Origin of the sequence: Streptomyces sp. NBC_01012 (assembly GCF_045162755.1) — a bacterium.
Classification (GTDB): domain Bacteria; phylum Actinomycetota; class Actinomycetes; order Streptomycetales; family Streptomycetaceae; genus Streptomyces.
In genome coordinates this window covers 5,466,631-5,481,117 of the sequence record NZ_CP108688.1, presented here as the reverse complement: position 1 = coordinate 5,481,117, position 14,487 = coordinate 5,466,631, and the positions used below count along the sequence as shown (strand labels likewise).

17 protein-coding genes are annotated in these 14,487 nt (G+C 67.8%); 4 read left to right on the top strand and 13 right to left on the bottom strand.

What is annotated here, in order from left to right:
• Positions 1 to 337: 337 nt before the first annotated feature.
• Together OG623_RS24565 and OG623_RS24560 are read right to left on the bottom strand one after the other, a co-directional pair.
• Positions 338 to 832, bottom strand: coding sequence for a nuclear transport factor 2 family protein (locus tag OG623_RS24565; protein WP_406149279.1), 495 nt, complete (start codon positions 830 to 832; stop codon positions 338 to 340).
• 194 nt (positions 833 to 1,026) lie between these two features.
• Positions 1,027 to 1,503, bottom strand: a complete 477-nt coding sequence (locus OG623_RS24560; RefSeq protein WP_406149278.1) for a nuclear transport factor 2 family protein — start codon at positions 1,501 to 1,503, stop codon at positions 1,027 to 1,029.
• 338 nt (positions 1,504 to 1,841) lie between these two features.
• Here OG623_RS24560 and OG623_RS24555 point away from each other — a divergent pair, with 338 nt between their 5' ends.
• The 3 genes from OG623_RS24555 (at position 1,842) to OG623_RS24545 (ending at position 3,719) form a co-directional block, all read left to right on the top strand.
• Entirely contained in the window at positions 1,842 to 2,453 is a 612-nt protein-coding gene (locus OG623_RS24555) for a TetR/AcrR family transcriptional regulator (RefSeq protein ID WP_406149276.1), read from the top strand.
• Positions 2,454 to 2,662: 209 nt separating this feature from the next.
• Positions 2,663 to 3,127, top strand: a complete 465-nt coding sequence (locus tag OG623_RS24550; RefSeq protein ID WP_406149275.1) for a cupin domain-containing protein — start codon at positions 2,663 to 2,665, stop codon at positions 3,125 to 3,127.
• A 217-nt stretch (positions 3,128 to 3,344) separates the two neighbouring features.
• Positions 3,345 to 3,719 (top strand): nuclear transport factor 2 family protein, encoded by a 375-nt coding sequence (locus OG623_RS24545; protein ID WP_406149273.1) that lies wholly within the window; start codon positions 3,345 to 3,347, stop codon positions 3,717 to 3,719.
• Between the two features lie 132 nt (positions 3,720 to 3,851).
• On the opposite strand, the gene OG623_RS24540 is transcribed toward OG623_RS24545, so the two are convergent.
• Positions 3,852 to 4,232 carry a VOC family protein gene (locus OG623_RS24540; protein WP_406149271.1) on the bottom strand — a complete coding sequence of 127 codons (381 nt, stop codon included), beginning with the start codon at positions 4,230 to 4,232 and terminating at the stop codon, positions 3,852 to 3,854.
• Between the two features lie 202 nt (positions 4,233 to 4,434).
• Entirely contained in the window at positions 4,435 to 4,842 is a 408-nt protein-coding gene (locus OG623_RS24535; RefSeq protein WP_351277180.1) for a cupin domain-containing protein, read from the bottom strand.
• Positions 4,843 to 4,905: 63 nt separating this feature from the next.
• Here OG623_RS24535 and OG623_RS24530 point away from each other — a divergent pair, with 63 nt between their 5' ends.
• On the top strand, positions 4,906 to 5,853 hold the full coding sequence (locus OG623_RS24530) for a helix-turn-helix transcriptional regulator (RefSeq protein WP_406149269.1): 948 nt from the start codon (positions 4,906 to 4,908) through the stop codon (positions 5,851 to 5,853).
• A 34-nt stretch (positions 5,854 to 5,887) separates the two neighbouring features.
• On the opposite strand, the gene OG623_RS24525 is transcribed toward OG623_RS24530, so the two are convergent.
• The 9 genes from OG623_RS24525 to OG623_RS24485 form a co-directional block, all read right to left on the bottom strand.
• Entirely contained in the window at positions 5,888 to 6,259 is a 372-nt protein-coding gene (locus tag OG623_RS24525) for a hypothetical protein (protein ID WP_406149267.1), read from the bottom strand.
• Between the two features lie 188 nt (positions 6,260 to 6,447).
• Positions 6,448 to 7,563 (bottom strand): DNA alkylation repair protein, encoded by a 1,116-nt coding sequence (locus OG623_RS24520; RefSeq protein ID WP_406149266.1) that lies wholly within the window; start codon positions 7,561 to 7,563, stop codon positions 6,448 to 6,450.
• Positions 7,564 to 7,576: 13 nt separating this feature from the next.
• Positions 7,577 to 7,879, bottom strand: a complete 303-nt coding sequence (locus OG623_RS24515; RefSeq protein WP_406149265.1) for a hypothetical protein — start codon at positions 7,877 to 7,879, stop codon at positions 7,577 to 7,579.
• A gap of 40 nt (positions 7,880 to 7,919) precedes the next feature.
• Positions 7,920 to 8,975 carry an aldo/keto reductase gene (locus OG623_RS24510; RefSeq protein ID WP_329205546.1) on the bottom strand — a complete coding sequence of 352 codons (1,056 nt, stop codon included), beginning with the start codon at positions 8,973 to 8,975 and terminating at the stop codon, positions 7,920 to 7,922.
• 174 nt (positions 8,976 to 9,149) lie between these two features.
• Positions 9,150 to 10,589 carry an NADP-dependent phosphogluconate dehydrogenase gene (gndA, locus tag OG623_RS24505; RefSeq protein ID WP_329205549.1) on the bottom strand — a complete coding sequence of 480 codons (1,440 nt, stop codon included), beginning with the start codon at positions 10,587 to 10,589 and terminating at the stop codon, positions 9,150 to 9,152.
• Positions 10,590 to 10,645: 56 nt separating this feature from the next.
• On the bottom strand, positions 10,646 to 11,530 hold the full coding sequence (locus OG623_RS24500; protein ID WP_406149264.1) for a helix-turn-helix transcriptional regulator: 885 nt from the start codon (positions 11,528 to 11,530) through the stop codon (positions 10,646 to 10,648).
• Between the two features lie 75 nt (positions 11,531 to 11,605).
• Positions 11,606 to 12,064 carry a nuclear transport factor 2 family protein gene (locus OG623_RS24495; RefSeq protein ID WP_406149263.1) on the bottom strand — a complete coding sequence of 153 codons (459 nt, stop codon included), beginning with the start codon at positions 12,062 to 12,064 and terminating at the stop codon, positions 11,606 to 11,608.
• 158 nt (positions 12,065 to 12,222) lie between these two features.
• A complete protein-coding gene (locus OG623_RS24490; RefSeq protein ID WP_329042498.1) occupies positions 12,223 to 13,251 on the bottom strand; it encodes a saccharopine dehydrogenase NADP-binding domain-containing protein in 1,029 nt (342 codons plus the stop codon).
• A gap of 173 nt (positions 13,252 to 13,424) precedes the next feature.
• Entirely contained in the window at positions 13,425 to 14,405 is a 981-nt protein-coding gene (locus tag OG623_RS24485) for a YafY family protein (RefSeq protein WP_329042500.1), read from the bottom strand.
• Positions 14,406 to 14,487 lie beyond the last annotated feature (82 nt).

The window sequence follows — 14,487 nt, the reverse complement described above, 5'->3', positions numbered from 1 at the left end:
TCAGGGGTTCCGCTCCGGGCTTGTGCAGGGCGTCGAAGCCGGGGTGTCGTGGGGATCCGGTGGGGTGTAAAAACACCACACTCATGGACGCGACGCACATGAGAAAGGCTGCACGAAGGGGGTGCGCCGCACAGCCCTGACGTCCTGTGCGGAGGCTGCACCGGGATGGAGGAGCACATGGGGACCGGTGCGGCGCAGCTGGAGACCGCGGCCGTGGAGGGGAAATGTCGGCCTGCCGGGGCAGTGAAGCGCCACGCGCGGCCTTCGGCCTGGACCGGCGCCGGCAGCTATGTGCTGGGATCACCGATCGCCAGAGCAGTTGGGCCGCTCCGAGGTTTTACGCCATGAGAAATACGCCAGGGCTGCCGGTTGTCCAGTGGATGCGCAGAGTACGGCGTGAGATGCGCCAGCCATTGGCGGTGCGCACGAGGTCGTCCTCGTAGGTGTCGCCGGTGTGGTAGTAGCCTCCACCCCGGTGGTGATGGGCGACGATCTGCGTGGACGCGTGCGCTCCCGCATCCGCGATTTCGACGGTTTGGGCACCCAGCAAGTGCTGCGTCGCGTCGAGGCTCTTGAACAATTGGCGGGCGCCGTCCGCGACCGCGCTGCCACCGGTCGTCAGGCCGCTGAACTGCTTTCCCTCCGCAAGGTAGGTGTCGAAGACGTTCTCCACCTCGGCGCCTCGGTGAAGACGGAGGCAACGCGAGTGAAGTCGCGGTGGTCGAGGCCGAAGACGTAGGCCGTGAGCAGGCCGAGGATCTCGCTGCGGTCCGAGCAGTCCGGACCGGGGTGTTCGCTCATGAGATTCCGATCGTGTTGGAGAGAGTGACAAGGTGTCCCGGCTGCCTGCGGCGGCACCTTCAGGCCGCTGCCGCCTGTTGACGACGAAGGGGTCAGGGCATGCGCCGCAGGCATGGAGGCGTCGGGGGCGGGCCTACTGCTACACCGTGTCGGCTGGAGTGCGGGGCTTTGACCCCTCGGGACTGCTGAGAACGATGCGGAGACGGCCCCTCGCCAGGCAGGTTCCTAGATTCCGGCTAGGACGGTGGGATCTCCTTGGGTCCAGGCGTTGTCGACGGTGACGTGCTGGATGAGCCAGACGTCGCCGCTCCTGACAAGTGCGACGTCGTAGCGGTTGGTCATGAGGACGTGGCGGGAGTGGTCCTCTCGGGGCAGATGCTGGCACGCCACGATCGCTTCGAGGTGCGCCTTGTCGCCGTCCAGGCTCACGCGCGGGTTGCTCACGGAGTGCGTGGTGTCCAGGTGACTGAGCGAGGCCAACAGGGCTGCGGCGATGGTTTCGCGGCCTTCCACCGGCGGGTACTCCTGGCCGGCCTTTCTCGTGGCCGGACCGAAATCGGCTACGGCATCGTCTGTGAACGCGGACGCGAGTAGGCCCTTGTCACGCAGGTCGAGGCCGGCTGCGTATCGGTAGATGGTCTCCACCACGGCGAACTTGTCCGCGATTGCCGCGGTGGAGGTGCTGCTGCCTGTTGTCGACATGGTGCTTCCTTACTTGGCGGGTCGGTACACGATCCACCGTAGACCACTGATCGACAGGTGTCGAATAGTGGTAGCGTCGAGAGCGAACCCGACCGAAGGAGCGACATGTCCGACGCGAATCCCCGTGCTCGAACGGCGGCCGTCGCCGGAGGCGGCAGGGACTCGGGCCTTCCCCTGCCGCCCTGTCGGCCACACGCCGCACGGGGGCGAAGCCTGGGTCTCCTTGTCGGCGCCTGCGACGCGCCCTTGGCGTACCTGCCGATGGCCGGTTCTCGGCGATTGCCCCAGCGGCCCCGGGGGGTGAAGCGCTGCGATCACCCGCGAAGTAAAGTGCGTCCATGGTGAGTGATCAGCCCCTGGCCAACGACGCGGACCCGCGCTTCACGCGCTCGCGACGGGCGATCGCCGATGCACTTGCCGACCTCATGCAGCGGACACAGTTGTGCCCCTCGGTCTCTGCCCTCTCCGAAGCCGCCGGCATCCACCGCGCCACCTTCTACAACCACTTCGACTCCGTCGAAGAGGCGGCGGTGTACGTGATCGCAGACGATTTCCGCGCCCTCCACGTCCTGAACATCAGCGATCGACACATGGGCGCGGACCCGACCGCCGTGGCAGTGGCGACGCTGAACGCCATGCTCGACTCGCTCAGGCAGCGCAGGAGCCTCTTCCTGCTGGCTTCGACCTGGCGATCACCGAGCGGACTGATGGGGATCGGCGACCTCCTCCTGGAGCAGCTCCGCGCTCTTCGGCGCGACCTCGGCACCGACGAGCGGGAATCCGGCCCGCACAACTCGGTCGAGGACGTGTTTACCGCCTCCGGCGTGCACGGAGTCTTCTCTGCCGCCGTCGGGGGCAACACCGACTGCGACCCGGAAGAGATCGCTGCCCGTCTGTACGCCCTCCTCCCCGACTGGATCCGTCAGCAACCACAGTCGCCGACGACCTGAGCCGACGGCTCGGCCGACCGTGACCCCGAGCAGCCTCAAAGCATCACCGTGCGCTCTTCCGCCGGTGTGCCCTCACCACCGTGGCGCGCGGGCACACCCGCCGTACGGACCGCACCGCCGAATTCCGCCCGTGCGCCGCAGCGCCCACCACATCGGCTTCGACGAACCGGCCGCCTCATTGAGGCAGCACGCCGCAAGGAGACCTCAACATGAGCATTGCCCTCATACGAAACCCAGGCGATGGCCAGGACTTCCCCTACTACAACAAGGTCATCGAGCAGGTGGCGACCAACGCCGAGACGAGCGGAGCGGTCAGCGTCATGCGTCTCACCGTCGGCCGCGAGGATGCGCCGCCCTTGCACACCCACAGCCGGGAGGACGAGAGCTGGGTGGTCCTGTCCGGCCGCGTCCGGTTCTGGGTCGGGTCGACCTCGCTGGACGAGTGCGAGGTGCACGACGCCGAGGCAGGCGCCTACATCTACGTATCTCGGCTGGTCCCACACACTTTCCAGACGATCACACCGACCGCAGAGGTCCTCGTCATCAACAACCCCGGAGCCGTCGAGGGGCTCTTCCACACGGTAGGACCCGCCGACGCGCGAGCAGACTCCGAGCACACCGACCTCGCGTCGGACTACGGAATCGTGAACCACGACGGCCCACCGCCCGCCTGAACGCCGGGCGAGACCGATGCCCCGATCCATGAAGGCATCGGGGCGTCGGCTCAGATTGCCGCTCCTCACGTCGGCCGCACCGGGCGTCTGATCCGACCACCCCACAGCCACCGCCTGAAACCGGTACCGAGGCGAGCGCATCCTGATCCAGCACCTCCGACCGGAACCGCCCCGCCCCCGTCGACGACCCACAGATCCCATCAGAAAAGGGACCACCATGAGCCAGAACCTCAAGGACAAGGTCATCACCTACCTCCGCGCACTGGAGAAGTCCGACTGGAAGTCCGCGCGTGCCCTGTGCACCGAGACAGCCACCGTCTGGCACAACGACGGCAAGGGCGATGAGACGTTCGAGGAGTACTTCGAGGGGTTGAGACGGCAGATCGGCTCCTACGAATCGATCCGCTACGACATTCTCCGCCAGCTCTCTCAGCCGGACGAGGTCCTCCAGCAGCACGTTGTGCACGTGACAGCGAACGATGGCAAGCGTGGTGAGGTGCACGCCGCGGTGCACTTCGGCTTCGACGGCACCGGCCTGATCACCCGCATCGAGGCGTACGCCAACTACATCCCCGTCAGTCAGCACCACTGAGGCGCCGACGCGTGAGCACCACACCGACGCCCCGAGGCGCTCGCGGGGAACGACAGCACTCGGACGACGAAGCCCGTGACCTGCGTCCGCAAGACGCATGGTCGACACCCCTGCCCGAGGGCGAGCGTGGCCTCACAGGGTGATGCAGAAAGGGTGGCCGGCGGGGTCCAGAAGGATGCGCCGCCGGCCGGGAAGCGGTTGCACGTCCGCTACGACGGCTCCCAGAGCGATGAGCCGGGCCTGGGCCGTGTCCAGGTCGTCCACCCCCAGTTCGAGATGAGCCTGTTTCGGCACCGAGAGGTCCGACCGGCTGGGAGGTCGGTAGTCGTCCAAGCGGTAGAAGCCCAGCCCGGGTGAACCCTCACGGCCCAGCAGCACGAAGCCGTCAGTGGAAAGAGTGATGGGCAGGTTGAGGGCCTCGCTGTAGAAGCGAGCCAGCTCGGCGGGGTCGGAACAGTCGAAGGTGACGGCCAGGTAGCGGATCGCAGGATCGGTATCGGTATGAGCGCTCATCAGAAGACTCCTTGCCGGCGGGGCCGGCCCCTGGGGTGCTGACTGTCGTTCGGCGGTGAAGGGCGTAACCCGTCACCGCCGAACGCTCACCTTCCTCTGCCGTCGTTGTCCACATGTTCCGTTTCAGCTCGTGCCGGACCGAACAGACGCCGGCGCGCCCGCGCTGAGGTTGCGTCGCATGTGTATCTGTGCGACACGGCGCTCACGGTGTGCGCACTTCACCGGTCGGGAAGTCCGGGACCGGTGTGAAGACCTCGATCATGGTGGTGTCCTCGAGCGCAGTTGCGGAATGGGGCACTCCACCCGGGATGCCAAGTGCCTCGCCCGGCCCCAGGACAAGCTTCTTTCCGTCGACGACGTACGCCATGCGACCGGTCAGGATGACGTCGATCTGCTCCATCGGGTGGACTTCCTGCTCGCCCGGATCCGCAGGATTGGGGATTACTGTGTCCGCCGCGATCGTCACGTGCAGCACCTGTGCTTTGTCGGCGGTCAGCGCTTTGATCATGATTTGGTTGCCGAAGTCCCCCAGAGGCGTCGGCTCGATCTCACTCCAGATCCGGTGCTGCGGCCGGCCGAGTTCATGTGCGGAGATGTGTTCTGTGGTCATGAAGAAGACGCTACGGCGAGACCAGGACAGCTTCAGTCCTGGTCATAGGGAAGACTTTCGTCCGTGATCAGTACCTCTGCCCGTCTGCTGCGCCTGGTCGGCCTGCTGTCCGCACGCCCTTCGTGGACGAACGCCGAACTGGCAGGGAAAATGGAGGTCCATGAGCGCACCGTCAGGCGTGACGTGGCCAGACTCCGGGAGCTCGGCTACGCGGTCGAGTCCGACGCCGGGCCCTGGGGCGGCTACCGCCTTCAGGCCGGGACCCGTATTCCACCACTGATCCTCGACGACGACGAGGCCCTGGCCGTGACGGTCGGGCTTCGCGAAGCCGCACTCGGCGGCGTACTCGGCGGTGATCACTCCGCACTGTCGGCACTCCTGAAACTGCGCCAGGTCCTGCCGCCCCGGATGGCCATACGGCTGGCCGAAATGGACGCGGCCCTGGTCCATACTCCGCGAACCGAAGAGCCTCAGATCGCCTCGGCCATGCTGCTCGAACTGACCGCCGCATGCCGCCGACAGGAGCGCGTCACCCTGACGTACCGCGACCGGGAAGGCCGGGTCACGAACCGGGAGATCGCCCCCTACCGCCTCGTACATACGGCCCGCCGCTGGTACTTCGTGGCCCAGGACCTGGCGCGAGGCGACTGGCGCACCTTCCGGGCCGACCGGGTCGTACGGATCCGGACCACGGGGCGCGCCGCAGCAATCTCCGATCCGCCCGACGCCGCACGACTGGTCTGCGAATCCATCCCGGCGGGCACATTCCCGCTGTACACGACGGTTCGTGTGCCTCTGCCCATGGACCGAGCAGTGCAGCTCATCCCCACCACGATGGGTGTCCACCGCCCGGACGGGCCCGATGCCACCCTCGTCGAAATCGGTGGCTACGACGCTGAAGACCTTGCCCGCTACCTCCTCAGCCGGGCCACGCCTCTGCGAGTCCTGTCGCCCGACACCGTACGAGAGGCACTGCGACAGCAGGTGCAGGAACTGCTTCAGGCACTGTGAGGCTGCCGCCGACGAACGGCGCATCAACTCTGTGTCAGCCCTTGGGCATGCTGTGCAGGGTGCGCTGCAGCCCGTCGCCGATGCGGTCCATGGTGGCCTCGTAGGCTTCCGGCATGTCGACGTCGAGCCGGTCGGCGAGCACGAAGACCCACCACAGGCACTCGGCCAGCTTGTGCCGCAGTTCGGCGTCCACGTCACCGTCGATGCCCCAGGTGCGCTCGGCGGCCAGCACCAGGCGCCCGACGTAGGCTGCGTCGTTCGTGAAGCCGAGCGCGAGTTCCGGCAGTGTCCAGGTCCGGCCCAGAACGCGCTGCTCGATCTGCTCGTACTGGGCTCGGACCTGCAGCGCCCTGTCCTCGGCCTCGATGAGGCCGGCCTTCTCGTCGTGTGTCGGCATCTCGTTCATTGAGGGTCCCTCCGGGGCAATCGATGTCACTGACGACGCTAGAGGCAGATGCGGACGAATTTGGTCCTGGTCTGTCGGTGTGGTGATGCGGTCTGTCGGCAGACGGGTGACACACGATGCGAGGTGAACGTGGCCGGTGATCGCCTACAAGGGCCCGGAGACCGCCCCGCCTCCCTCCGTGCCGCCCGTCACGGTGTGTCCGTGGGGGCCAGCTCGAATTCGGCCCGGTCGGACTCGACTCCGTTGATCTGGAGGGAGATTGCGTGCCGCCCCGGGTAGTAGCGCCGTGTCGTGATCGGCCGGAACGAGTGCTCCCGCATCACCTCCGTCTGTTCACCCGGTGCGAGGGTTCGGGTGGCGAGTTTGAAGGTCTTACCGGTCCGGTTTCCGTTGGCCTTGCGGTGATGCACGATGTAGTCGATCGTCAGCCGCGCCGCAGTATCACCTACGTTGCGGATCGAGGCGGTGAGCCGGACGCTCTCGCCAAGAGGGACGACATCCCGGTCCAGCCGGGGCCCGGCCACGTCCAGGACCGCGGGAGCGAAGCCGAGCAGTTCCAGTGCACCGAGGTGGCCGCGCTTGATGAGCGTGCGCAGCCCGTGCCGTACCAGGCGTTCCGTGGTGGCATCAGGACTGTCCAGCCAGCGGCGCGCCGTGTCGACGACGAGCTCGGGTTGGTCGCGGCTGAGGTCGTTGAGGTGGTTGGCGACCGAGCGGCGTACGTATTCGCTCTCGTCCCGGTAGAGGGTGTCCAGGATGGGGACCGTCGCTCCGGAACGGGTCAGGATCTGCGGCACCCGTACCGCCCAGGGCAGGTAGGGACGGGTGCCTTCGGAGGCGAGCCTGCGCACCTCGGGGTCCGCCGATCGGGTCCAGTCGCTCGCGATGGTGTTGAGCGCCCGGTCGAGGTCGTGTCGCAGCAGTGTTCTGATCGCGAACTCGGAGGAGAGTCGCCCGGTGAGCTCGGCGAGAAGCGCCATCGCGTCGTCGAAGGCGGCGGTCTCGTCTTCCTGGACGGCGCGGGTGGCGACCGCGCTGGTGACCGGCCAGATCAGCCATCCGGTGAACTGCGGTGCGGAGTCGCGGGCTGTTCGTACGGTCCGGGCGAGTGTGCCGTAATCGCCCGGTAGGTCTGTCAGCAGTGCGTCGCGCAGCAGGTCGGCGCGCTGCCTGAGGGGCAGCGGGCCGATCTGCCGTGCTGCCGCATGCAGTGCCGTGAGGGTGGCATCCGGAGCGGCGGCCCGAATAGCATGCGTCAGATTCTGCACGGTGTGGCGGCTGATGAGTTCGTCGGCGAACGGCATGCTGGTCTCTCCGTCATGTGACGTGGTGCAGCGCGGTGGTGAGCTGCCAGTCCACGCTGTCATGGTCGATCGTGGCATGGACGGGAGAGTCCGCCATCTCGCCGGTGATTCCGGCGGCGCCGGCGCGGGCGTGCGGCAGGCTGTCGTAGGCGACGATGTCGATGATGCGTCCGTCGCCGGTCTCGACGATGCGTCGCCACAGGAAGCCGGGCTGTCGCTTCAGATATGCGTCGATGTCCGCGTTCGCTTGGACGAAGTCGTCGGCGGTGAGGCCCGGTGCTGGGCACAAGGTGGTGATCTCGAGTGTCTCGGCCATGGTGTGTTCCGTTCTCGTCACGCAGTGATGCTGAGGGAGGTCAGCGAACGAACGCCTTGGCGGACAGGCCGTTGACCGTGGTGTCGCCCTGCTGGAAGCCGACCATGGACTCGATCATGCTGTGCGGGTAGTCGAGGGTGGGTGCCGTGAGGCTGTTCAGTTCGGCGATCTGCGTGTCGGTGAGCGTGACGTCGAGCGAGGCGAGATTGGCGGCCAGCTGCTCCTGTGTCCGGGCGCCGACCAGGGTGGACGTCACCTCGGAGCGCTGCCGGACCCAGGCGAGCGCCACGGCTGCCACTGTCGTACCGAGGCTGTCGGCGATCTCCCGCAGGGCGTCGAGGAGCACGTAGGTCGGTTCGCTCAGGTAGGAGGCGGCGTACGCGGTGCGCCCGGAACCGGCCACCTCGGTGGTGGTGCGCGAGTACTTGCCGGACAGGACGCCGCTGGCCAGCGGGCTCCACGGTGTGATGCCGAGTCCGAAGCGGCGGGCGGCTCCGAAGGTCTCGCCCTCGACGCTACGGGCGAGCAGGGAGTACTCCACCTGGAGTGCCGCGACGGGCTCCCACTCCCGCAGCCGGGCGGTGGTGGCGGCCTCGGCGACCCACCAGGCGGGCACGTTGGACAGGCCGATGGCGTGGATCTTGCCCGCGCGGACCAGATCGGTGAGGGTGGAAAGGGTCTCCTCGACTGGAGTGTGCCGGTCCCACTGGTGCATCCAGTAGAGGTCGATGTAGTCGGTGTTCAACCGCCGCAGGGATGCGTCCAGTTGAGTGCGGATCGCCTTGCGGCCGGCACCGCCGGAGTTGGGATCGTCGGCCGCCATGCTGCCGCCGAACTTGGTCGCCAGGACGACGCGGTCCCGGCGACCGGGACGCTGGGCGAAGTAGCGGCCCAGGGTCTCTTCGGAGGCGCCGCCGTTGTACATGTTGGCGGTGTCCACGAAGTTGCCACCGGCGTCGAGGTAATGGTCCAGCAGACCGAACGAGGTTTCGGGGCCGGAGCCCCAGCTGCCGTCGTCGAAGTTCATCGCGCCGAAGGCGAGAGGGCTCACGCGGAGCCCCGAGCGGCCGAGGGTGCGGTATGAGGTGAGTGACATGGCGTTTCCTTCTGGATTCTCGGAGTAAGTCTCAGAACTGCGGATGCGGACGATGGTCCGCGGTGGGGTGTGGACTCCACACTCGCCGACAGGGCCCCGAAGAGGGAGGTTGTGCGAGGGTGGGTGTGCCACACCCAGGCAGACCGTCGGTGACTGTGGACGCGACGGCCCGGATCAGACCTCTGTTTCAGGGCGGTCGGGGTGCGCCCAGTGCGTGTGGAAGGCGCCCTGCCGGTCGGTACGCCGGTAGGTGTGAGCGCCGAAATAGTCCCGCTGGCCCTGCAGCAGCGCGGCGGGCAGCCGGTCGGCCCGCAGGGTGTCGTAGTACGACAGTGCCGCGGCAAACGCGGGAGCGGGGACACCACGTCGGGCAGCGGTGGCGACGACCTCACGCCAGGGGACCTGGGCTGCGGTGATCTCCTCGGCGAACACGGGCTCGGCCAGCAGGCTGACGAGGTCGGGGGCGGCCTTGTGCGCCGTGCGGATACGGTCGAGGAAGGCGGCGCGGATGATGCAGCCGCCTCGCCAGATGCCGGCCACCGCTCCGAAGTCGATGTCCCAGCCGTATGCGAGCGCGGCGTCCTGGATCATGGTGAAGCCCTGGTCGTACGCGATGACCTTGGAGGCGTACAGGGCCTGCTCGACCTGTGACGTGAAGCGTTCTGCCTCGGAGCGACTCTTCGGTATGTGCATGCCGCCGGGCAGCGGACGGTATGCGGTACGCAGGGCGGACTGTCCGGACGCCGCGCGTGCGAAGGTCGCCTGCGCGATGGTCGTGACAGGGGAGGCGAGGTCGAGCGCGGTCTGTACGGTCCAGCGGCCGGTGCCCTTCTGCCCGGCGGCATCAGCGACCACGTCGACGAACGGCCTCCCGGTGTCGGCATCCGTGTGGGAGAGGACCTCGGCGGTGATCTCGATCAGATAGGACTTCAGTCGCCCCTTGTCCCAGGTGCGGAATATCCCGGCGATCTCGGCCGGGCTGTACTGGGCGACCTGGCGGAGCAGATCGTAGGCTTCGGCGATGAGCTGCATGTCGGCGTACTCGATGCCGTTGTGGACCATCTTCACGAAATGGCCGGCGCCGTCGGACCCGATGTGCGTGCTGCATGCCTCCCCGCCGACATGGGCACTGATGGTCTCGAACATGGGGCCCAGGACGGCGTAGGCCTCCTTCGAACCGCCCACCATGATGGACGGCCCGTTCAGGGCGCCCTCCTCACCGCCGGAGACACCTGCTCCGACGAAGTGGATGCCGCGTTCGCGTAGATCTGCCTCACGACGCCGGGTGTCGGCGAAGTGGGCGTTCCCGCCGTCGATGATCATGTCCCCGGACTCCAGTAGCGGGGCGAATTGATCGATGACCGCGTCCGTGGCGGCGCCTGCCTGCACCATGATCATGAGTCGGCGAGGGCGCTGCAGGGCATCGACGAAATCCCGGGCGGTTTCGGCCGGTACGAAGGTGCCCTCGTGACCGAACTCCTCCATGAGGGCCTTCGTACGCGACGGGGTCCGGTTATGGACGGCGACCGTGTAGCCGTGGCGTGCGAAGTTCCGGGCCAGGTTTCGGCCCATCACCGCGAGTCCGGTGACTCCGATGTGCGCGCGTGTGTTCACGATGATCTCTTTCTCTGCCACCTGTACGGCGGAAGACGAGTAGGCGGTCGTGGCTGTCATGGCTGCTGTCCGCCCATGGCCGCGAGGTAGGTGAAGGCCTCGGCACTGCGACTCCCCGGGGCGGGAGCTCCGACCAGCAGGTGCTGTCCAGGGACGGCCGCCACGCCGTGGACGCGGTACGAGAGTTCGATGTGTCCGACTGTTGGGTGGACCACCTTTCTGTACGCGTGGTCCAGGCCGATCGCGGCGCTGTTCTCCCAGTTCCTTGCGAAGTCGGCCGACTGGGCGAACAAGCCGGTGATGAGGTCCACGATTTCCGTGTCGTTGGGCAGCCGGACGGCGTTGAGGCGCAGCGTGTGCAGCGAGCCGGCGGCGGCCACAGGCCATTCGGTGAAGTAGGTCCGTGCCCGGGGGTGCGTGAAGAGGATCCGGAGCAGGTTCTGATCGCTACCGGCGAAGGGGGACAGCAGTGCCTGGGCGTGCGCGTTGGCCGCCAGGATGTCGAAGCAGGGACTCAGTACGTAGGCCGCTGCCTGGTGAGAGGCGTCCAGGATGTGCAGTAGCTCCGGGTGCACCTGTCCGCGTGCGGTGTCGGGACGCAGGTTCGGGTTGAGTCCGGCGAGACGGAACAGGTGGCTCCGTGCATCCGGGGCCAGACGAAGGGCCTGGGCGAGGGCTTCGACGATCCGGGGCGAAGGGTGTCGCTCCCGGCCCTGCTCCAGTCGGCTGTAGTGGTCGGCGCTGACGTGTGCCAGGACCGCTACCTCCTGCCGGCGCAGTCCATTCACCCGGCGGCGACGACCACCGGTGCTCAGGCCGACGTCCGCGGGAGCCAGCTGGGACCTGCGGGCCCGGAGGAACTCCCCCAGGGAGTTCTCCCGTCGCTCCCCGGTGCTCCCGCGGGGTGCCGAGCCCACGGGCGCCATGGAGGGCACGTGCATGCGCATCCGCATTCGTTCCCGGCTCGGCGCACCGGAAGTCGGCGTGCCTGATGCGAGCCGGTCCTTCGGTGCGCTTCAGGCGTCCGGGGTCTTGAGGTGGTAGCGGGTGTCGCCGGTGAAGTCGATGGTGACCTCCCGCCGGGCGAAGGACCACGTCCCCTCACGCCGCTCGAAGCGGTCGCGGTAGCGTCCGCCCGCCACCATCTGCAGCGGCAGGAGGCCGGGCACTGCCTGGAGGATGTTGTAGTACGACCGCGCTTCGGCGCTGTCGTTGTCCTCGTTCACTTCGATGAGGATGTTCGTCGTGATGTGCCGGGTGCGCAGGGTTCCGTCGTCGTGCACGACCAGCATCGAGCTGATCAGGTCCTCGACGGCCTTCCCACCGCGGAGGATCACCTCACCCGACACGAACTCCGCGTTCTCGAAGAGTGCGCCGAACTCCGCGAAGTCGCCGTCGTCGACGAGGTGCGAGTAGCGGGCGATGAGGTTCTCGATCTGTCGGGCACTGGAGATCGAGGGGGTGGAAGCAGGCATGGCAGTGGCCTTTCGACAGGGGGATTCGCTCGCCCCGGCGGGCGAACACCCTCAGTCTGTTCGCGCGTCGACCGGCCAGGAAGGACCTGTCTTCCTGGGTGCCACACACCCATGTTCCACTCGGATCCGTGGGTGGGCCGGCCCACCCACGGTGTCCCCTACAGGTCCTTGATCTGCGAGTCGCCGACGGCGAGAGCCAGTTCGGGGCCGTAGGCGGAGGAAGGCGACTGGAAGCCGGGCGTGAAGGAGCCGGCCAGCACGCGGCGGGCGATCTCCACGGAGGAGAGCTGGGTGAACCGGTAGCCGGTCGGTGTGTCGATCAGGGACCGGACCACGCTGCCGTCCCGGCCGGTGACCTCGGCCACGACCTTGCTGCGTCCCACCTCCCGCTCCTGGGCGGTAGGGCCGTCAGGCAGCGTCGAGAGGTCCAGGTCGATGGGGAGCGGCTGCCCGACCTGCACGTACACCTCGATCGAGGGGACGCCCGTGGCGTAGTGACTGGTGATCAGGTCGCCCATGGACACCGATACGCACTCTTCGAGCCCGTCGTCACCGAAGTCGAACGAGGCTGCCTTGGGCTCCGGCAGGGCGACGATGTCCCCGTCCTTGCGGACCAGCACGCCCAGGTCACCGATGCCCTCGGTGGCGCTGACGATGGACCCGCGGGAGAAGAGATTCAAGCCCTCCGACTCCTCGGGGGTCGCGCTGAGGAGCTTGAGCGCCAGGCGCAGACCGACGGGCTCGTCGACGCGTGCCGCAGCATGGGCGGCCACGCAGTCGCTGGGCACGACGTCCCAGCCGGCGCCGGACATGACCATCACGCCGGCCGCCGCGGCCTCGGCGTGCCGGGAACGCGCGGTGGCGAACACGTCGTATTCGGCGGTGGTATCGAGGTAGTGCACACCCTTGTCGATGCAGGCGTCCATCAGCGGGCCCGCGGTGCGCTGGAAGGGGCCGGCGACGTTCAGGACCACGGTGATGCCGTCGAGCGCGTCTCGCAGGAGTGCGGGGTCATCGACCGTGAATGCCCGGCTGTCGACACCGAGTTCCTCACCGAGTGCCTTGACGCGCTCCTGGTTGCGGCCGGCCACGACGACGTCGAGGCCCGACTCCTTGGCGTGCTCGGCGACAAGCTTCCCGGTGTAACCGGTGGCTCCGTAAACCAGCAGGCGGGGGGTGGCTGACATGATGCGCTCCCATAGACAGGTAATGAGGTGGGACTGCGGGAAAGGCACGTCCCGAGCGGTGACGCGATCGGTGCTGTGTGCCTTGCATCCAGGCTAGGAGCAGATCCGGACACATACGGTCCTGGTCTCTCACCGGTCGCCGCGTGACCCGCCCGGTCGTCACGAGCGGCTCGTCACGGCTGCTCGTCGGCTCCCTGCCGGCCCGCTTCGTTCCCTCGGTACAGAGCGTCGAGCCGGGCGAGCAGCGCCTCGCGAACGGAGTCGGGGGACAGCACCTCCAGCGGCGTGCGCAGGCTCAGGAGGTAGCCGGCGAGCTGGTCGGGGTCGGACCCGCCGATGCTGATGACCGTCGCGTTCGGCCCGTCGGATTCATGGGTGGCGACGATGGGTGCCACCAGGCGCCGGGCGTCGTCGTAGGACAGTGGAAGCCGGACGCGGGCGAAGAAGGGATATCCGGTGCGGGTGATGGTGTCGGAGACCAACTGCGCGGCGTCCGGGGCGTCCGGCACCTCGATCACTTCTCCGGTGGACACGACCTCCACGACCCGGTCCGCACGGAACGTCCGCCAGGCCGACCGTTCTACGTCGCGGGCCACGAAGTACCAGTGTGCGCCGGTGTACACCAGGCGGTGCGGATCGACGCACCGGACCGTGGTGGTGCCGTGCATGTCGCGGTAGGTGAGCGTGGTGCGCTCGGACGCCCGGCAGACGGAGGCCAGAAGCAACAGCACGTCGGCGGACGCCCGGGGGGTCTCGCAGCGCGGAGTGTGTTCGACGGTGGCATCGAGCCCCTCCAGCCGCCTCGCCATCCGGGTGGGGAGGATCTGTCGCAGCTTCAGCAGTGCCGACAGTGCTGCCGGGTCGGCACCCAGTGCAGCACCGTGTGCGGCTTCCCTGAGCGCCACGGCCACAGCGAAGACCTCGTCGTCGTCCAGGTTCAGCGGCGGCATACGGTTGCCCGCGCCGAAGCGGTAGCCGCCACCCGGCCCCGGCACGGACTCCACCCCGTAGCCGAGCTCACGCAGCTTGTCGACGTCCCGGCGCACCGTGCGCTCGGTGACGTCCAGCTGCCGCGCCAGCTCCGCGTTGGACCAGGTGGGCCTGCTCGACAGCAAGGACACCAACCGAAGCAGCCGAGCAGAGGTGGTGATCATGGAACGAACCTATCCGGGAGCCGCGAACGGGGCGGCCCCGCGTGGGTCGGAGCCGGCGCGGAGCTCCCGCACACCGCCGTCG